This window comes from Streptosporangium longisporum (genome assembly GCF_039534895.1).
In the GTDB taxonomy this organism is placed as follows: domain Bacteria; phylum Actinomycetota; class Actinomycetes; order Streptosporangiales; family Streptosporangiaceae; genus Streptosporangium; species Streptosporangium longisporum.
Window position 1 is genome coordinate 1219769 of sequence record NZ_BAAAWD010000006.1, and the last position, 19389, is coordinate 1239157.

14 protein-coding genes are annotated in these 19389 nt (G+C 71.7%); 8 read left to right on the top strand and 6 right to left on the bottom strand.

The window, feature by feature from the left end:
- Positions 1–44: 44 nt before the first annotated feature.
- Positions 45–1583 (bottom strand): PP2C family protein-serine/threonine phosphatase, encoded by a 1539-nt coding sequence (locus ABD832_RS09670; protein ID WP_344891449.1) that lies wholly within the window; start codon positions 1581–1583, stop codon positions 45–47.
- A gap of 122 nt (positions 1584–1705) precedes the next feature.
- Here ABD832_RS09670 and ABD832_RS09675 point away from each other — a divergent pair, with 122 nt between their 5' ends.
- Together ABD832_RS09675 and ABD832_RS09680 are read left to right on the top strand one after the other, a co-directional pair.
- Complete coding sequence (locus tag ABD832_RS09675; protein ID WP_344891452.1) at positions 1706–5899, top strand: HAMP domain-containing protein; 4194 nt, start codon at positions 1706–1708, stop codon at positions 5897–5899.
- A gap of 3 nt (positions 5900–5902) precedes the next feature.
- A complete protein-coding gene (locus ABD832_RS09680; protein WP_344891455.1) occupies positions 5903–6535 on the top strand; it encodes a response regulator in 633 nt (210 codons plus the stop codon).
- A 43-nt stretch (positions 6536–6578) separates the two neighbouring features.
- Here ABD832_RS09680 and ABD832_RS09685 read toward each other — a convergent pair whose 3' ends face one another.
- Positions 6579–7040 (bottom strand): MarR family winged helix-turn-helix transcriptional regulator, encoded by a 462-nt coding sequence (locus ABD832_RS09685; protein ID WP_344891458.1) that lies wholly within the window; start codon positions 7038–7040, stop codon positions 6579–6581.
- Between the two features lie 76 nt (positions 7041–7116).
- Between ABD832_RS09685 and ABD832_RS09690 the strand changes: the two genes are divergently transcribed.
- Positions 7117–7875: an SDR family NAD(P)-dependent oxidoreductase gene (locus ABD832_RS09690; RefSeq protein ID WP_344891461.1), complete on the top strand. Its 759-nt coding sequence runs from the start codon at positions 7117–7119 to the stop codon at positions 7873–7875.
- Positions 7876–7978: 103 nt separating this feature from the next.
- Here ABD832_RS09690 and ABD832_RS09695 read toward each other — a convergent pair whose 3' ends face one another.
- Together ABD832_RS09695 and ABD832_RS09700 are read right to left on the bottom strand one after the other, a co-directional pair.
- Positions 7979–9214 carry an NYN domain-containing protein gene (locus tag ABD832_RS09695; RefSeq protein ID WP_344891464.1) on the bottom strand — a complete coding sequence of 412 codons (1236 nt, stop codon included), beginning with the start codon at positions 9212–9214 and terminating at the stop codon, positions 7979–7981.
- A gap of 342 nt (positions 9215–9556) precedes the next feature.
- Complete coding sequence (locus ABD832_RS09700) at positions 9557–12190, bottom strand: zf-HC2 domain-containing protein (protein ID WP_344891467.1); 2634 nt, start codon at positions 12188–12190, stop codon at positions 9557–9559.
- Between the two features lie 275 nt (positions 12191–12465).
- Between ABD832_RS09700 and pyrE the strand changes: the two genes are divergently transcribed.
- Positions 12466–13002: an orotate phosphoribosyltransferase gene (pyrE, locus tag ABD832_RS09705; protein ID WP_344891470.1), complete on the top strand. Its 537-nt coding sequence runs from the start codon at positions 12466–12468 to the stop codon at positions 13000–13002.
- 194 nt (positions 13003–13196) lie between these two features.
- On the opposite strand, the gene ABD832_RS09710 is transcribed toward pyrE, so the two are convergent.
- Positions 13197–13631, bottom strand: a complete 435-nt coding sequence (locus tag ABD832_RS09710; protein WP_344891473.1) for a hypothetical protein — start codon at positions 13629–13631, stop codon at positions 13197–13199.
- Between the two features lie 348 nt (positions 13632–13979).
- Between ABD832_RS09710 and fbaA the strand changes: the two genes are divergently transcribed.
- The 4 genes from fbaA (at position 13980) to ABD832_RS09730 (ending at position 18064) form a co-directional block, all read left to right on the top strand.
- Positions 13980–15002, top strand: coding sequence for a class II fructose-bisphosphate aldolase (fbaA, locus tag ABD832_RS09715; RefSeq protein ID WP_344891476.1), 1023 nt, complete (start codon positions 13980–13982; stop codon positions 15000–15002).
- A 103-nt stretch (positions 15003–15105) separates the two neighbouring features.
- Positions 15106–15525, top strand: a complete 420-nt coding sequence (locus ABD832_RS09720) for a DUF3151 domain-containing protein (protein WP_344891479.1) — start codon at positions 15106–15108, stop codon at positions 15523–15525.
- Between the two features lie 242 nt (positions 15526–15767).
- Entirely contained in the window at positions 15768–17051 is a 1284-nt protein-coding gene (locus ABD832_RS09725; RefSeq protein ID WP_344891482.1) for an adenylosuccinate synthase, read from the top strand.
- 86 nt (positions 17052–17137) lie between these two features.
- Positions 17138–18064: a glycerophosphodiester phosphodiesterase family protein gene (locus ABD832_RS09730; RefSeq protein ID WP_344891485.1), complete on the top strand. Its 927-nt coding sequence runs from the start codon at positions 17138–17140 to the stop codon at positions 18062–18064.
- A gap of 96 nt (positions 18065–18160) precedes the next feature.
- Here the strand turns inward: ABD832_RS09730 and corA are convergent, their stop codons facing one another.
- Positions 18161–19291, bottom strand: a complete 1131-nt coding sequence (gene corA, locus ABD832_RS09735) for a magnesium/cobalt transporter CorA (RefSeq protein ID WP_344891498.1) — start codon at positions 19289–19291, stop codon at positions 18161–18163.
- Positions 19292–19389 lie beyond the last annotated feature (98 nt).

The window sequence follows — 19389 nt, forward strand, 5'->3', positions numbered from 1 at the left end:
TGCGGACGGGCGGACCGGCCGGGAGCGCCGAGCGGACGTGACGATCAGCGGGCGCGCAGCACCACGATCGCCATGTCGTCGGCGCTCGGCTCGGGGGCGAAGTCCTGGACGGCGCGGCGGATCCGTTCGGCGACCGCCCGCGCCGACAGGCCCGCGCACTCGCCGAGCAGCCTGGCCAGGCCCCCGTCGTCGTCGAGCAGCCGCCCGCCCCTGCGGCGCTCGGTGACCCCGTCGGTCACCGCCAGGAGCACGTCACCGGGGTCGAGGTGGACGACCTCGGCCTTGAAGGTCGCCTCGGGGAACACCCCCAGCAGCGACTGGGAGGTCACCACGGTGTCCACCTCCCCGTCGGCGCGCAGCCTCAGCGCCTCCGGATGCCCGGCGGAGACCATCGACACCTCCAGCCCGCTCGCGGACGGGGTGATCTCCCCGTGCAGCAGCGTCAGGAAACGCGCGCGGTCGCCCTCGTCCAGGATGGCCTGGTTGAGCCGGTCCAGGACCGCGGCCACGCCGTAGCCCTCCCGGGCCAGCAGCCGCAGGGTGTGCCGGGCCAGGCCGGTGACCGCGGCGGCCTCGGGACCCGTCCCGCAGACGTCGCCCACCGCGAACCGCCAGGAGGACTCCCCGGCCGCGAACAGGTCGTAGAAGTCCCCGCCGACCTCGTTGGTCTCCCCGGCCGGCTCGTAGACCACGGCGGGGTCGAGGCCGGGGATCTCACCCGGCTCGTCCGGGGGCAGCAGGCTGCGCTGCAGCGCCCGGTTGGCCGCCGCCTGGGTGGCGTACAGCAGGGCGTTGTCCAGCGCGAGCGCAGCCCGCCGGCCGATGTCCTCGGCGTACTGGAACACGTCCTCGGCGAACCGGTCCGGCCGGCCCAGGCACATCGCGCCCAGCGTGCGCCCGCGCGCCAGCAGCGGGATGATCAGCACCTGCGAGTCGGCGAGCTGCATGGACCCGCCGGTCTGCGGGATCTGGACGGCGTCGAGCTCCTCGCGCAGCTCGTCGATGCGCTGCTCGTCGGTGTGCCACAGGTAGGCCGGCCGCTGCGGGCCGCCCTCGTTGTTCCAGGTGTAGACCGCGCACCAGGTGGCCAGCCTCGGCACCACGATCTGCGAGATGATCGCGGGCACCATGTCGGGGTCGAGGGTGCCGGCCAGCAGGTCGCTGGCGTCGGCGAGGAAGCCCATCCAGATCGGCCCGCGGCTGGGCTCCTCGGCCGTCCACTCCGAGGACGGCCGCCCGGAGGCACCGGGTAGCCTGAGTTTGGCCCAGTGTGTGCGCTGCTGCCCGGCGAAGGTGACACCCCACTCCTCCACCGGCACGGACGGGGCGTCGAGGCCCGGCTCCGGTGCCCGCCTGTGGCGCACCTCTATCTGCAGACCGTCGCCCAGATGGCTCCAGACGATCTCGAAGGGAACACCGGTCACCTGCGACGAGAGATCCATCGCCAGCCGCTCGGCGGGCGCCATGACGGACGCGGCGGCCCAGGCGGTCATCACCTCTCTGGTGAACCGCCTGGCCTCGGGGACGGCCGTCTCTCCCGGGGCGAAGGTCGCCGCCAGGACGGCACGGGGAGCACCGGTCATTGTTCCGTGACTACCACACTTCCCGTTGACATGGGGTGAATCGAAGGTAGGACTACACATTGCGCACCGTGACAGACTGGTATGACTCACGGCTGCGCCCCCGGGAGTCAAGGAGGTCGTACATGACCACGGTCGACACCGTGCCCGACGTCGAGGAGCGACGTTACAGCGAATCGGACCTGAGGCCGATTCTGCAGACGCTCATCACCTGGCGCGACGGTGACTTCCGCCGCCGGGTGCCGCACGCCCCGCCCGGTATTCTCAGCGAGATCCGCCTGCTGCTCAACGAGGTGGCCGACCGCCGCGAGCATCTGGCCAACGAGCTGCACCGGGTGCGCCGCGAGGTGGTCAAGGAGGGCCGCTTCAGCGAGCGCCTGACCCCCGGTCCCGGCGTGGGCTCGTGGGCCGAGAGCGTCGACTCGGTCAACGCGCTGATCGACGCGCTGGTCGGCCCGGTCAGCGGGGCCGCCGACGTGATCGACGCGGTGGCCAAGGGAGACCTGTCGCGCCGGATCGACCTCGACCGCGGCGCCCGGGGCGAGGTGCGCCGCCTCGGCAAGGCGATCAACGGCATGGTCGACCAGCTCTCGCTCTTCACCTCCGAGGTGACGCGGGTGGCCCGCGAGGTCGGCACCGAGGGACGGCTGGGCGGCCGGGCGAACGTGCGCGGCATGTCCGGGAGCTGGCGCGACCTCACCGAGGCCGTCAACACCATGTCCAGCCGCGTCTCGGCCCAGGTCCGCGACATCGCGGCGGTGACCACCGGGGTGGCGCGGGGCGACCTGAGCCGCAAGGTGACCGTCGACGCGGTCGGCGAGATGTTCGAGCTGAAGAACACCGTGAACACGATGGTGGACCAGCTGCTGGCGTTCGCCGAGGAGGTCACCCGGGTGGCCCGCGAGGTCGGCACCGAGGGCCAGCTCGGCGGCCAGGCGCAGGTGCGCGGGGTCTCGGGGGTCTGGAAGGACCTCACCGACAACGTGAACGTGATGGCCGGCAACCTGACCACCCAGGTGCGCGCCATCGCCGCGGTCTCCACCGCGGTCGCGCAGGGTGACCTGTCGAAGAAGATCACCGCTGACGCGCAGGGCGAGATCCTCCAGCTCAAGGACACCCTCAACACGATGGTGGACCAGCTGTCGATGTTCGCCGACGAGGTCACCCGGGTGGCCCGCGAGGTCGGCACCGAGGGCCAGCTCGGCGGCCAGGCCCGGGTCCGCGGCGTGTCGGGGGTCTGGAAGGACCTCACCGACAACGTCAACTCGATGGCCAACAACCTCACCTACCAGGTCCGCAACATCGCCGAGGTCACCACGGCGGTGGCCAACGGCGACCTGACCCGCAAGATCGACGTGGACGCGCAGGGCGAGATCCTGGCGCTGAAGACCACCATCAACACCATGGTCGACCAGCTCTCCTCGTTCGCCTCCGAGGTCAGCCGCGTCGCCCGCGAGGTGGGCTCGGAAGGACAGCTCGGCGGCCAGGCGCAGGTGCCCGGCGTCTCCGGCACCTGGAAGGACCTCACCGACAACGTCAACGTGATGGCCAACAACCTGACCACCCAGGTGCGCCAGATCGCGGCCGTCTCCACCGCGGTGGCCCAGGGCAACCTGTCGAAGAAGATCACCGCTGACGCGCAGGGCGAGATCCTCCAGCTCAAGGACACCCTCAACACGATGGTGGATCAGCTGTCGATGTTCGCCGACGAGGTCACCCGGGTGGCCCGCGAGGTCGGCACCGAGGGCCAGCTCGGCGGCCAGGCCCGCGTCCGCGGCGTGTCGGGGGTCTGGAAGGACCTCACCGACAACGTCAACTCGATGGCCAACAACCTCACCTACCAGGTCCGCAACATCGCCGAGGTCACCACGGCCGTCGCATCGGGGAACCTCAACCGCAAGATCGACGTGAACGCCCAGGGCGAGATCCTGGCGCTGAAGACCACCATCAACACCATGGTCGACCAGCTCTCCTCGTTCGCCTCCGAGGTCAGCCGGGTCGCCCGCGAGGTGGGTTCGGAGGGCAAGCTCGGCGGACAGGCCCGCGTCGAGGGCGCCGAGGGCATCTGGAGGGGCCTCACCGAGAACGTCAACGAGCTCGCCGCCCGCCTGACCACCCAGGTGCGCGCCATCGCCGAGGTGACCACGGCCGTCGCCACCGGCGACCTGACCCGGTCCATCACCGTCGACGCCGAGGGCGAGATCGGCGAGCTGAAGGACAACATCAACATGATGGTGTCGGTGCTGCGCGACACCACCACCGCCAACCAGGAACAGGACTGGCTGAAGTCCAACCTGGCGAGGATCTCCCGCCTCATGCAGGGCCACCGCGACCTGATGGAGGTCGCCAGGCTCATCATGAGCGAGCTGACCCCGCTGGTCTCGGCCCACTACGGCGCCTTCTACCTCGCCGAACCGGCCGGCGACCACGACCTGCACCTCATCGCCGGGTACGGCGCCCGTCCCGGCACCGGTCCCCGCCAGCGGTTCGCGACCGGCGAGGGCATCGTGGGCCAGGCCGCGCTGGAGGGCAGGGGGATCGTCCTCGGGAACGTGCCCGCCCGCTACCTGACCGTCGACACCGGCCTGAGCACCTCCACGCCCGCGCAGATCGTCGTGCTGCCCGTGCTGTTCGAGACCCAGGTGCTCGGCGTGCTGGAGCTGGCCTCGTTCAACGAGTTCAGCGAGGTCCACCACGACTTCCTGAACCAGCTCGTCGAGACCATCGGCGTCACGATGAACACGATCATCGCCAACTCCCGTACCGAGGACCTGCTGACCGAGTCGCAGCGCCTCACCACGGAGCTGCAGGAGCGCTCCGACGAGCTGCAGCGCCAGCAGGAGGAGCTGCGCCGCTCCAACGCCGAGCTGGAGGACAAGGCCGCGCTGCTGGCCAAGCAGAACCGGGCCATCGAGATCCAGAACTTCCAGATCGAGCAGGCCCGCCGGACGCTGGAGGAGCGCGCCGAGCAGCTCGCGGTCTCCTCGCGCTACAAGTCCGAGTTCCTCGCCAACATGTCCCACGAGCTGCGCACCCCGCTGAACAGCCTGCTGGTGCTGGCCAAGCTGCTCACCGAGAACGCCGACGGCAACCTCACGCCCCAGCAGGTGGAGTTCGCCCGCACCATCCACGGCGCGGGCTCGGCCCTGCTCCAGCTCATCAACGACATCCTCGACCTGTCCAAGGTCGAGGCCGGGCGGATGGACATCCACCCCCAGCAGATCTCCCTGCCCAAGCTCGTCGACTACTTCGAGTCCACCTTCGCCCCGCTGGCGCAGGACAAGGGCCTGTCGTTCACCGTCGAGGTGGACCCGTCGATCCCGCAGGAGCTGCGTACCGACGAGCAGCGCCTGCAGCAGGTGCTGCGCAACCTGCTCTCCAACGCGATCAAGTTCACCCCCAAGGGCGAGGTACGGCTGCGCGTGATGCACGCCAGGCGCGCGGTCGCCTTCGTGGACGACACCCTGCGCGGCGCCGACGGCATCCTGGCCTTCGAGGTGGTCGACACCGGCATCGGGATCGCCTCCGACAAGCTGGAGGTCATCTTCGAGGCGTTCCGCCAGGCCGACGGGACCACCAGCCGCAAGTACGGCGGCACCGGCCTGGGGCTGTCGATCTGCCGGGAGATCGCCCGCCTGCTCGGCGGCGAGATCCACGTGGTCAGCAAGGTCGGCGAGGGCAGCACCTTCACCCTCTACCTGCCGCCCTCCTACGGCGGCCCGCTGGCCTCCCGCGACGGCGGGGCGAGCGCCCTCACCTCCTCCCCCCGCAACCCGGTGCTCCTCGGCGTGACCGCCGAGCCCGACGAACTGCCCGAGCTGCCGGAGATGCCCGCGCTGCCGATCGGTGAGGACATGCCGCTGCCGGCCTTCTCCCGCGAGGAGGGCAAGCCGTGGAAGGGCGAGGACCCGCTGACCGGCGCGAAGATCCTGATCGTGGACGACGACATCCGCAACGTGTTCGCCCTGACCAGCGTTCTGGAACGCTACGGCTCCACGGTGATCTACGCGGAGAACGGCCGCGAGGGCATCGAGCAGCTGGAACGCAACGAGGACGTCTCCCTGGTGCTCATGGACATCATGATGCCGGAGATGGACGGCTGGGCCACCACCTCGGCGATACGCCGGATGCCCCAGTTCGCGGATCTGCCGATCATCGCGCTAACCGCTAAGGTCATGCGAGGTGACCGGGAGAAGAGCATCGCTTCCGGCGCCTCCGACTACGTGCCCAAGCCCGTGGACGTCGACCGCCTGCTCGAACGGCTGCGCGGCTGGCTGACCCGGGGCAAGGCGGCCGGCGACTCCGACGAAGGCGTGTGATCGATGCCGGACAGAGCCAAGATCCTCCTGGTGGACGACCGGGAGGAGAACCTCATCGCGCTCGAGGCCATTCTCAGCTCGCTCGACCTCGTACCGGTCCGCGCGAAGTCCGGGGAGGAGGCGCTGAAGGCCCTGCTCGGCACGGAGTTCGCGCTGATCCTGCTGGACGTGCGCATGCCGGGCATGGACGGGTTCGAGACGGCCGCCCACATCAAGCGGCGCGAGCGCACCCGCAACATCCCGATCATCTTCCTGACCGTGGTCGACAGCGCTCCCGACTACGCCTTCCGCAGCTACGCGGCCGGCGCGGTGGACTACCTCACCAAGCCCTTCGACCCGTGGGTGCTCAGGGCCAAGGTCGCGGTGTTCGTGGAGCTCTACAACATGAACCGCAGGATGGCCGAGCAGGCCGCCATGCTCCGTGAGCGCGTCGGCGCCGAGCTGCCCCCGGGCGAGCCGTCCGACCAGGCGGCCGTGCTGCCCGAGCTGTCCCGCCGCCTGACCTCGGTCGAGGAGGAGCTGGTACGGGTCGTCGAGCTGGTCCGCGAGAACGGGGACCCGCGCCTGGCGAGCCCGGTCGCCGAGCTGTCCCGCCGCCTCGACCACCTGCGGTCCGGCTTCGACGCCCTGACCTGACGGGCGCTCCCCCCACCGGCCGGGCCGGGAGGGGGACACCGGGTCACTCCTCGGCCAGCACGGCCTCGCCGACGTCCCCGCGTAGCCGGTCGTTGGCCTGTTCGAGCGCGGCGAGCACGATCTCGCGCTGCTCGTCGCTCGTGCCGCCCATCGTCTGCTCGGCGAGTTCCGCCCACACCCGTTCGATGGCCGGGACCAGCTCGTGGCCCGCGTCGGTCACCACGATGCGCACCTGGCGGCGGTCCGTGGCGACCGCCTCGCGCCGGAACCAGCCGCTGTTCTCCAGCCGGGCCAGGCTGCGGGTCGCGGTCGGCGGCTCGATCCCGATCCGGGCCGCCAGCTCCGAGACCGTCATCCCCTCGCGCTCCTGGGCCAGCAGCCAGAGCAGCACGTCCTGGCCGGGGTGCAGGCCGAGTTCGGCGAGCTTGCGCGCCTTCACGGCGCGGTAGAGCTTGCTCATCTTGTTCAGGGCCCGGTTGACCCGCATCGCCTCGCTTGCATCCACGACCGCCATCCTATATCTATGTAGTCGGCTAATAGATAGCCGACTAATAGATGGTCGGCTAAGCATTGGAGGAGCGATGAATCTCGGACTCGACGGCCGGGTCGTGCTGGTCACCGGGGCGTCCGGCGACATCGGCTCCGCGATCGCCAGGGCGTTCGCGGAGGAGGGTGCGCCGGTGGCCGTGGGCTGGCACGGCAACGAGGAGAGGGCACGCGCCGTCGCCGACCCGATCGTCCGGGCGGGGGGCAGGGCCATGGCCGTGCGGATCGACCAGCGTGACCGCGAGTCGGCACGGGCTGCGGTACGCCGCGTCGAGGACGAGCTCGGTGACGTCGCGGTCCTGGTCGCGAACGCGGTCGCCTGGCCGGACAGGACGGCGGAGACCTGGGACAGCCTGACCGACGGCCTCACCGCGAACGTGACGGGGACGATGGCCGTGATCGACGCCGTCCTGCCCGGCATGAGGAGCACCGGCTGGGGGAGGCTGGTGCTCGTCTCGTCGGACGTGGTCGACCAGCCCATACCCGCGGGCGTGGCCTACCCCGCCGCCAAGAGCGCGCTGGAGGCGGCCGCGAGGGTGCTCGCCGTCCGGGAGGCCCGGCACGGCGTCCTCACCAACGTCGTGCGGCCGGGCTTCACGCTGACGGAGCGAGCGCTGAACACCCCCGGGCTCGGCCGGCCGGCCGTCGACGCCGAGGGTGCGCAGACGCCGACGGGCCGCATCTGCACGCCACAGGACGTCGCCTCCGCGGTCGCCTACCTGGGCTCGGCCGCGAACGGGCACGTCAACGGCGAGATCCTCTCCGTGGCGGGCGGGCGGCACCTGACCCGCTGACGGCCGTCACCGCCCGTCCCCGGCCGGGCGGTGACGGGCCTTCCGCCCGCTTCGCCACGTCCGGCGTCCGCGCTCACCCCGCGACGGCTCAGGGTGTGGCGGCTCAGCGCCGGGCGCGCTCCAGGGCGTCCCAGAAGCCACGGCGCAGGGCGTGCCGGACCTCGTCGTGCAGCAGGAAGTCGATCGGCAGCGACGACCCCTGCAGCAGGCGTGCCTCCAGGTCGGAGGGCATCCGGGGCTTGCGGGCCAGGACGGCCTCCAGCCACAGGGCGGGCGCGTCCTTGGCGACGGACTCGCCGAAGTCGTGCCCCTCCTTGTGCGCGGCCTGCACCGCGTCCGAGAGGGTCGTCGCACCGGGACCGGGGCCGGTGCTCTGCTGCGGCACCGGAGCGGCGTGAGGGCCGGTGTAGGCGCCCATCTGCGAGGGCTGGTACGCCGGCATGCCGCCGGTGTTGCCGCCGCCCAGCGAGTACTGAGGGGCGGCCGGCAGCGGCCCGGTCTGGCCCCCCGGTGCCGCGTGGGAGGGCGACGGGGACGGAGGGGTCGCCGTCTGGGACGCCTGCGGTGCCTGGGCCGGCTGGCCGGAGGGGGCGGGCGGGGCGGCCTGCGGGAGCGGTGACTCCTGGGTGTAGCTCGGATAGGCCGAGGACGGCAGCGCGGGCTGGGCATGGGCCGCGCGGGACGGCTGGACCGCCGGGACGGGGCTGGTGACCGGGGACCCGTTGGTGCCTCCGGCGCGGGAGGGGACGGACTGCCCGTTGCCGGCGTGCCGGTGGCCGTTGACCGCCAGGGCCGGCGTCTCACCGCTGATCAGGCTGACGTGCGGGCGCAGATGGGTGGCGCCGATCTCGATGAGGTCGTCGCACTCCTGGCGCAGCGTGCGGGAGACGGCCCAGCTCCCGTCGGCGCTGATGTGCACCACGGTCACCCGGACGCCGAGGTCCTGGGCGTCGCACACGACCTGCGCCAGGTCCTCGTCACCGCTGACCACGACCGCGTCGCAGACCGCGCCGTTGCGGGCCAGCGTCATCAGGTCACGGTGGACCTGGGCGTCGACGCCCTCGCGACGGCCGGGACGGATGCGCGACAGGCGGAGCTTCAGGCCGGGGATGTCGGCCAGCGTGTCGTGCTCGGGCGTACGGCGGCCCTCCACGGTCGCCTCGTACCAGTAGCAGCGCAGCAGCGGCAGGCCGGTGCGTTCCCTCGACAACTTGTTCAGCAGCTGGAGCAGCCCCGGGTAGTCCCAGGCGACCGATTCGCGATGGCGGGTCCCGTGCACCGCCATCGCGCCGTCGGCCAGCAGGTAGCCGGCGTCCACGAACAGCGCACAACGATCCACACGACACCGCCCTTCCTACGTGGCCCGATCCTTCGGCTCAGACAGGCCTGAAACAGCCCCTGAGAGACCGGACAGACGGCCCTTCCTCAGGGTAATCAAGCGGCTGACCCTTCGAGGGTGAATCCCGACGATTCCACCCGCGCTCGACCAAACGTTGGAGTGTTCACCGCAGACCGTACCAGTTTGTCCCGTTCACGATCTGGTCCGAACCTGGCCCGAATCTGGTTCGACGAGACGCGCGCGCACCCGCTCCCCGGCCATCCTGCCATCCGCTCCCGGGAGTGTCGTGCGGAGTCGCCCGGTCGTTCGCCCACGAGGCCGCGGAAGCACGCGCTCACGGGGTCACGGGACCGCCTGGACGCTCACCGCCGCCACGCCGAACAGCAGGACGTCCTGGCGCGTGCCGAGTTCCAGCACCGGGTCACGTCCCAGCGGGGCCCGGAAGCGGTCCACGTCCGTGCCGAACGTCGCCCCGCCCCGCGCCCCGGTGGCGGACCCGTCGAACGGGTTGCGCGGGTCCCGTCCCCCGCCGACGGGCCGCAGCGTCCGGCCGCCGACCCGTACCCGGTCGCCCCGCACGTCCGCGTCGCCCTCCCAGGTCACCAGCGCCATCCTCGCGGCCATCCGGGCGGACGTCAGCCCGTCGAGCGGTATCCGCACCGAGCGGCGCCCCGTACCCAGCACGGTCGCGTCGTCCACCACGACCGCCTGGCCGTACGGCCGGCGCGGGTCGGCCACGATGACCACCAGCCCCCACCCGGCGTGCCGTGACACACCCGCTCGTACCGAGGGGTCGGCCACCCAGTACGTCCCGCTGACCCTGCCCAGCAGGCGCGTCACATCGGCGAACGCCTGGTAACCCCTGCCCACGGGCAGCTCCCTCTGGACCACCTCGGACGCCCTGACCTGCCGGTACCCGCTCTCCCCCGGCGCCTTGAACCTGATCCGCCCTCCGGGGGGTGCGCTCGCCGACCAGTAGAGCCCCGCCCAGACCACCTTGCTGGCCGGTGGCAGCAGGAGCCGGGCCGCGCTCGACACCCGCGTCGAGGGATCGGTGTCCCGGTCGAGCAGGCGCATCCGCCAGCCGTTGTTGTCGCGCCTGCCGCCCTGACGCGCGCGGGCGCTCTCGCACTCCGGCCGGGAGGGGTCGCAGCTCAGCAGGGTGTTGCCGATCGCGGAGACGGCCACCCTGCCGTCGGTGGCGAACCTGGCCGGGGCGCCCGACGACCGCACGCCGGTACGGGCCCCGGCCGCGGTCCGCGTCCCCGGGGCGGAGACCGTGACCGAGGGCGCCGCACCGGGGACGGCCTGGTCCGACACCATGACCCTGAGGAACACCGCCGTGACCCGTCCGGCCGGGAGCGGGCCGCGCACGCACCGCGCGCCCCTGCTCCGGGCCCGGCAGGACCAGCCGTCCACCGTGCCGACCGGTGTCACGACACCGACCGCGTGCCCCCTGGGGGAACCGGACGGCAGGGTCACGCCGCGCGGCAGGACGACGTCGGCGACCACCTCCCCGCTCGGCCCGCCCCCGGCGTTGCGCAGCCGCAGCGCCACGATGCCCGCCTTGGACCTGACCAGGGCGCCCATCACGTCGATCGTGGCGACCAGGTGGGGCACCGGCGCACCCGGGGTCACCCCGGCGGGCCCGGACGGCGATCCGGCGGGCGGCGGTACGGCTCCCGGCGTACCGCCGTCCGTACCGCTCCCTGTGCCACCGTCCGTGCCGTCCTGCGGCGGTGCCAGCGGATCGCGGGCGCCGGGAGACGGCACACCTGGCGTACCGGCACCCGGGGTGTCCACGCCGGGCGTACCGGCACGGGACGTGCCGGGGCCGGTCGTACCCGCGTCGGGTGTGGAGGCGCCGGGGATCGGGAAGGCGACGATCGGCTCGGAGGCCGCGCTCGGCGGGAGGGCCTCCCTGCGGTCCGGTGCCAGGACGAGGACCGCCGCCACCGCGACCACGACAGCGGTGACCGCGGCCCCGGCGATCAGGGCACGCCGCGTGGAGCGGGGCGTCCTGCGCCAGAGACCGGGGAGTCCCCCCTCGTCGGCCGTGCCCAGCCTGCCGAGCGCCGCCAGGTAGGCCGGGAACGCGGGACCGACGACGAGCGGGCCGACCACGGAACGCAGGCTGCGGCCGATGCCGGTCACCTCCGTGAACACCGCCCGGCAGCCGGAGCAGCCGTCCAGGTGCTCGTTCACCACCCTGCCGTGCGCCCTGGCCAGACTGCCGCGGACGTAGGGACCCAGCCTGGCCAGCACGGGCCTGCACTCGGGCACGTGGGACTCGGCCAGATGGATGCGCAGGCACGCCTGGCGCATCCCCTCCCGGGCCCGGTAGGCGAGCGCGCCCGTCCCGCCGACCGTCAGGCCCAGCAGGAGCGCGGTCTCCTCGGGCGGGGTCCTCTCGACCTCGGCGTGCCACAGCACGAGCTGCCAGCGCTCGGGCAGCGAGCGGAAGGCCCTGGCCACCGGCGACCGCTCCAGTGCCGCCGACGCCGGGTCGGTGAGGGGCGCCCCCGGGTCGAGAGCCCCCGTCTTCCCTCCGGCCGGTTCCCCGCCGGTACCGTCCGCGGTGCCACCGTCCCCCGAGGCGTCACCGTCCCCGGCTCCGGCCCCACCGCGTCCGGTACCACCGTCTCGGGCACGGTCAGCGGCGCCGTCACCTTCCGCGGTGCGGTCCGTCGTGACGCGACCCGTCGCGGCGCGGCCCGTCACCAGCCGGCGCAGGGCGGTCAGCAGGTAGATGCGGAACGCCTGCTCCGGGCCGTCCCCCCGGGCGACCACGCGATGCACCTCGGTGAACGTCTCCTCCACGACGTCCGCACCCCCGGCCTCGTCCCGCACGAGCAGACCCGCCAGGGCGTGCGCCGCGTGAGCGTGCCGCCGGTGGAGCAACCGGTACGCCACCGGATCGCCGTTTCTGGTGGCGGCCAGCAGCTCGGCATCGCCTTGAGATATTTTCCCACTCATTGTGACCCCGTCATTACCCATGGTTGCCTGCCGGATGATCCCGCAGTCCGTGCCGGGAGTAAACCCGGATCGCACTTTTGCCGCCGCAGGGCCGGGAGAGGAGCCTTCGCGCGCCGCCCGAGGCTCCGGCCGCAGGTCACGGGGATTCCAGTGGGTTCCGCCCGGTGTCGACGCGTTCAGGGGAACACGGAGGGATTTCAGGGAGTTCCGTCGCGAGGTCCGCGAGGGGGACGGGGCCGATCGGGTGAGGACGGGGCCGCCCTAACCTGGTTGCCATGAGCGATCGCGAGAACCTGCTGGTGGAGATCAAGGGCAAGGGCGTGGTGCACGGCAAGGTCGTGCTCTCCTCGGGCCGGGAGGCCGACTTCTACGTGGACATGCGCCGGGTGACCCTCGACGGGCAGGCGGCGCCGCTGGTGGGACGGGTCATGCTGGACCTCACCGAGGACCTGGAGTACGAGGCGGTCGGCGGGCTGACGCTGGGCGCCGACCCGGTGGCGACCGCCATGCTGCACGCGGCCGCGGCCCGGGGCAGGACCCTGGACGCGTTCGTGGTCCGCAAGGCGCAGAAGGCCCACGGCATGCAGCGCCGGATCGAGGGGCCGGACGTGGCGGGGCGGCGGGTGCTGGCGGTGGAGGACACCTCCACGACCGGCGGGTCGCCGCTGACCGCGGTGGAGGCGCTGCGCGAGGCGGGTGCCGAGGTCGTGGCGGTCGCCACCATCGTGGACCGCGGCGCCGCCTCGGCGATCGCCGAGGCCGGGCTGCCGTACCGGACCGCATACACGCTGGCCGACCTCGGCCTGGCCTGAGGGAGCCGTCTCCCCTTCCGGGATCACCCGGAAGGGGTACGGGTCCCCGGGACACGCGAACCCGCGAGCGCGAACCCGCGAGCGCGAGCCCGGGAGCGCGGATCCGGAAGCGGTCACCCCGGGAGCACGAGCGTGAACCCGAGAGCGTGGACCCCCGGGAGTGCGAGCCCGGGCATGCGAACCCGAGAGCGCGGTCAGTCGCGGGAGACCGTGAACTCCTCGCGCTCCCCGGGCCTGACCGGGGGACGGACGGTCCCGTTCACCTGGACGCGGACGGCGGCCGAGTCCGCCAGGACCACGTCGACCTTGGGGTCGAAGGACTGGAACCGCTCGTCCTGGGCCATCTCCCGGTCGAACAGCACGTCACCCCCGGTGACCTTGAGGAAGACCGTGGGGCACTCCTGGCGCAGGCACTCGACGAGGACGGTGGGGACCCGTTCGGCGGCGGGTGCGGGGGCGGGGGAGGAACCGGCGGCCCGGGTGGGCGTCGTGGCCGTCTCCACGCCGGAACCGGAGCCGGAACTAGAGTCGGAACCGAGGCCGCCGAACAGCGACAGGACGCCGAACACGATCAGGGCGACGAAGGCCAGCACCACCAGTCCGAGGAGGACCAGGCGCGCGATACCCATGGGGTCGGACCTGTGGCGTCCCACACCGTGGAGATTAGCGGTTCGTGAGGGGATTTCACGACCGGTCCGGAGGATCGGTGCGTACGCCCCGGGCTCCGGAAGATCACACATTCCGGCCCAGGTCATGCCGGAAAATCGCGAACGTACGGGAAGCAGGAGGACCGGGGCCCGGGAACCCCCGCCCGGGCCGGTAGCGTAGGCGGCGAAAGTACCCGGTGGACCTCTGCACCACCCCGAAGGCGTGGGGTGCGCTGTCCGGCCGGGGACGGAACCCGGGATACTGGCCTACGGGCCATGTCCTCATGCCCCGCGCCAGCTGTTCACAGCCGTCTCCAGGGAGATGACACGATGCCTATCGCGACCCCAGAGGTCTACGCCGAGATGCTCGACCGGGCCAAGGCGGGAGGTTTCGCCTACCCGGCCATCAACGTGACCTCTTCACAGACCCTCAACGCCGCGCTCAGGGGGTTCGCCGAGGCCGAGAGCGACGGCATCATCCAGGTGTCGACCGGCGGCGCCGACTTCCTCTCCGGCACCACCGTCAAGAACATGGTGACCGGTTCGGTGGCGCTGGCGGAGTACGCCCGCGTGGTCGCGGCCAACTACCCCGTGACGGTCGCGCTGCACACCGACCACTGCCCCAAGGACAAGCTGGACGGCTTCGTCCGCCCGCTGCTGGACATCTCCCTCGAGCGGGTGGCCAGGGGCGAGGACCCGCTCTTCCAGTCGCACATGTGGGACGGTTCCGCCGTCCCGCTGGACGAGAACCTGGAGATCGCCAAGGAACTCCTGGAGAAGACCGCCCGCGCGAGGATCGTCCTTGAGGTGGAGATCGGCGTCGTCGGCGGCGAGGAGGACGGTGTCGTCGGCGAGATCAACGACAAGCTCTACACCACCACCGACGACGCCCTCGCGACCGCCGAGGCCCTGGGCCTGGGCGAGCGGGGCCGCTTCATGCTCGCCGCGACCTTCGGCAACGTGCACGGCGTCTACAAGCCGGGCCACGTCAAGCTCCGCCCGAGCGTGCTCAAGGACATCCAGGAGGCGGTCGGCACCAAGTACGGCAAGGACAAGCCGTTCGACCTGGTCTTCCACGGCGGCTCCGGCTCGCTGCTGGAGGAGATCCACGAGTCCATCTCCTACGGCGTGGTGAAGATGAACATCGACACCGACACGCAGTACGCCTTCACCCGCCCGATCGCCGAGCACATGTTCAAGAACTACGACGGCGTGCTCAAGGTCGACGGCGACGTCGGCAACAAGAAGGCCTACGACCCGCGCTCGTACGGCAAGGCCGCCGAGACCGCGATGGCGGCGCGCATCGTCGAGGCCGCGCAGCACCTGAAGTCCGCCGGGACCAAGCTCTCCTGAGCCGCGTCCTCCCCGGTCGCGAGCGTGCCGCGAGACCGGCTCCCGGAGACTTTCCGGGAGCCGATCTTGGCCTCACCCGGGTACACCAGGTAGGACTGTGGTTATGGAATCGCACGAGAACCTCCTCGCGGGCCCGCCGCCCACCCTCCTGCCGGATGTGCCCGAAGCCCGGGAGGCGCTGGAATCCGGCGCCAAAGCATCCGATGTCGCCGCGCGCTTCCCCGCTCATCCGGCCGCCTGGGCGGCACTCGCGGAGGAGTACTTCGCCGCCGGGCACGCCGTGACGTCGTACGCGTTCGCCCGCACCGGCTACCACCGCGGCCTCGACCAGCTGCGCAGGGCGGGCTGGAAGGGACACGGCCCGATCCCCTGGGAGCACCCCGCCAACCAGGGCTTCCTGCGATGCCTGTACGCGCTGGCCCGTGCCGCCCAGAGCATCGGGGAGAAGGACGAGGCCGAGCGCTGCTTCCAGTTCCTCAAGGACTCCAGCGCCACGGCGTTCGACGAGCTCGCCGGGAGCTGAGACGGGTCCAACCGTGACCGGACCCGGCACGCCCCCAGGGTCCGGCACAGGCCCGGCACGGGACCCGAAAACACCCCTGACCTGGACCTGATCCGGCCCTGATCCACCGAGGGGATCTCCCGCCCCGCCCTCCGGCGGCAGGGGGGAGATCCCCATTTCGGACGTCGTCGGGTATTCTCTCCTCGCAAGAGCCCCTGTCGCGATTGCGCCAGGGGTTTTCGGTTTTGCGGTTGGAGATCACGATGCCGGCTGTGGTTCTCGTTGGTGCCCAGTGGGGCGATGAGGGCAAGGGGAAGGCGACCGACCTGCTCGGTGACCAGGTCGACTACGTCGTCAGATACCAGGGAGGCAACAACGCGGGACACACGGTCGTCATCGGCGACCAGAAGTACGCGCTGCACCTGCTGCCGACGGGGGTGCTCTCCCCGGACGTCGTTCCCGTGATCGGCAACGGCGTCGTCATCGACCCGGGCGTGCTGCTCAGCGAGATCGACGGCCTGGCGGCCCGCGGGGTATCCGCCGAGCGGCTGCTGATCTCCGCCGACGCGCACCTGATCATGCCCCACCACAAGGCCCTGGACAAGGTCACCGAGCGCTACCTGGGCAAGGCCAAGATCGGCACGACCGGTCGCGGCATCGGTCCCGCGTACGGCGACAAGATCTACCGGATGGGCGTGCGGGTGCAGGACCTGCTGGACCCGGGCATCCTGCAGAAGAAGATCGAGGTCGCGCTGGGCGAGAAGAACCAGATCCTCACCAAGATCTACAACCGCCGGGCGATCGATCCGGAGAAGGTCCTGGAGGAGTACCTCGGCTACGCCGAGCGGCTCACCCCGCACATCGCCGACACCTCGCTGGTCCTCAACAGGGCCCTGGACGAGGGCAAGGTCGTGCTGCTGGAGGGCGGCCAGGGCAACCTGCTCGACATCGACCACGGCACCTACCCGTTCGTCACCTCCTCCTCGCCGACGAGCGGCGGCGCCTGCTCGGGGTCGGGCATCCCGCCGACCCGGCTGACCCGCGTGATCGGCATCCTGAAGGCGTACACCACCCGGGTGGGGTCGGGCCCGTTCCCGACCGAGCTCGACGACGAGATGGGCGAGTGGCTGCGCACCACCGGCGGCGAGTACGGCGTGACCACCGGGCGCGACCGCCGCTGCGGATGGTTCGACGCGGTCATCGCCCGGTACGCCACCCGGATCAACGGCGTCACCGACTACTTCCTCACCAAGCTGGACGTGCTGTCCGGCCTGGAGACGATCCCGGTCTGCGTCGCGTACGAGGTCGACGGCGTGCGTCACGAGGAGATCCCGATGACGCAGACCGACTTCCACCACGCCAAGCCGGTGTACGAGGAGTTCCCCGGCTGGAAGGACGACATCACCGGCGTCCGCAACTTCGACGACCTGCCCGCCAACGCGCGGGCGTACGTCAGGGCGCTGGAGGAGATGAGCGGTGCCCGCATCTCGGCCATCGGTGTCGGCCCCGGCCGCGACGAGACGCTCCAGATCCACCCGATGATCTAGTTTCGCCCCCCTGCGGATCGCGCCCGGACGAGACCGGGCGCGAGCCGTACCGGGGAATCGGCGCGCGAGGTGGATAAGGTCCCTGTGTGCATGCCGAGATCCACGGTCACCGAGGAGCCCGCGGGCTCCGTCCCGAGAACACGCTGCCCGGCTTCGCCCACGCGCTGGAGCTGGGTGTCGACGCGCTGGAGCTCGACGTCGCGCTGACGGCGGACCGGCGGGCGGTGCTCACGCACGACCTCACCGTCTCCCCGGTGACCAGCGCCGACGTCCGCCCCGCCGTCCACGGCGACCCGCTCTACCCGTACGTGGGCAGGCCGATCGGCGACCTCACCCTGGCGCAGCTGCGCACGCTGGAGTGCGGGGTGCGGGTGCCGCGCACCCCCGAGGACCGCTTCGCCGCGACCCAGGTCCCGGTGCCGAACACCCGGATGCCGACCCTGGGCGCGGTGCTGGCGCTGATGGACGCCTACGGCGCCGACGGGGTACGGGTGCACGTGGAGCTCAAGTCGGACCCGACCCGTCCGCACCTGAGCGCCGACCCGGCCGAGTTCACCGAGCTGGTGCTCGCCGAGCTGGACCGGCACCGCAGGCTGGACCGGGCCGCGATCCTCAGCTTCGACTGGCGGATCCTGCGGATCGCCCGCTCGCTGGCCCCGGCGACCCCGCGCTACGCCCTGATCGAGCGCGTCACCATGGACCACGCCTGGCTGGACGGCCTGCGCCTGGAGGACTTCGACGACGACGTCCCGGCCGCCGCCGCGGAGGCCGGGGGGACCGTCCTGTCCCCCGAGCACGTGCTGGTCGACCCCGAGCTCGCCCGGCGGGCCGAGAAGGCCGGCCTGCCGCTGGCGGTGTGGACCGTCAACGAGCCCGCGCGGGCCGCGGAGCTGCTCGACCTCGGGGTGGCCGCGATCGTGACCGACTACCCCGACCGGATGATCGGCCTGTGGTCCGAGCGGGGCATGCGCGTCCCCGCGCCGGTCACCCCGGCGCGCTCGATGAGCGCCTGACGCGCCACCGGAGCGCACCGGGACCCCACGGCACCGGCCGCACCGGCCGTACACCCCCCGCGCGGGTCGGGTGGGAGCGGGGCGAGGGGCCGGCCGTCACATCCAGCCGTTGCGGCGGAACCCCCGGTAGAGCAGCGCGCAGGCGATGATCATCACGCCGATGACCAGCGGGTATCCGAGGACGGAGTCGAGCTCGGGCATGTGCTCGAAGTTCATGCCGTAGATGCCGGCGATCATCGTGGGGACGGCCATGATGGCGACCCAGGAGGAGATCTTCCGCATGTCCTCGTTGGCGAGCGCGTTGGAGCGGGCGAGCGCGGCCTGCAGGACGGAGTTGCACAGCTCGTTGGAGGACTCGACCTGCTCGCAGGCGCGGGCCAGGTGGTCGACGACGTCGCGGAAGTACTCGCGCATCTCCGACGGGATCATCCGGCGCTGGGCCAGCGTGGACATCGGCGCCTGGAGCGGCATGACCGACCGCTTCATCTCGATCATCTCGCGCTTGAGGTTGTAGATCCGGCCGATGTCGCGGGCGCTGACGTCGGCGAAGACCATGGCCTCGACGTCCTCCAGCTCGGTCTGCATCCGGTCGGCCACGGCGAGGTACCTGTCGACGACGTGGTCGGCGATGGCGTGCAGCACGCCGGTGGGACCGCGGTTGAGCAGCTTGGGCTTGTCCTCCAGGCGCTCGCGGACCTCGGTCAGCGGGCAGTGCCTGCCGTGCCGCACGGTGACCACGAAGTCGGAGCCGACGAAGACCATGATCTCGCCGGTGCCGATGATCTCGCTGGTGGCGGTCAGCACGTCGTGGTCGAGATAGGCGACGGTCTTGAGCACCACGAACACCGAGTCGCCGTAACGTTCGACCTTGGGCCGCTGATGAGCCTTGACGGCGTCCTCGACGGCGAGCGGATGCAGGGCGAAGACCTCCGCCAGCCACTCGACCTCGGGGGCGTCGGGCTCGTGCAGGCCGACCCAGACGAACGCGTTGCCCTTGGCCGAACCGCTCTCGGCGGCGGCGTTGTGCGCGCGGACGAGTTCGAGGGCGTCGGGGATGCCCATGGCGTCGATCTTCTTGCCACCGATGTAGGCGGCGTACTCGACGAGCGAGTCGCTCGGCGGGATGCAGACGCCGGTCGTCCGCTCACGGAGCGAGACCGAGGGGGCGTGCGGGGCACGGATCGTGCGTACGTGCTTGATACGGGGAAAAAGAAGCGAGGAGCGCATGGCGAGCCTTTCCCGCCCGAGGCGGCGGGATCCGCACGCGCGGTCTCACCTACGGGAGGCGGCCGGACGCACGGCGCCGATCGGGCACCGAGACGAGG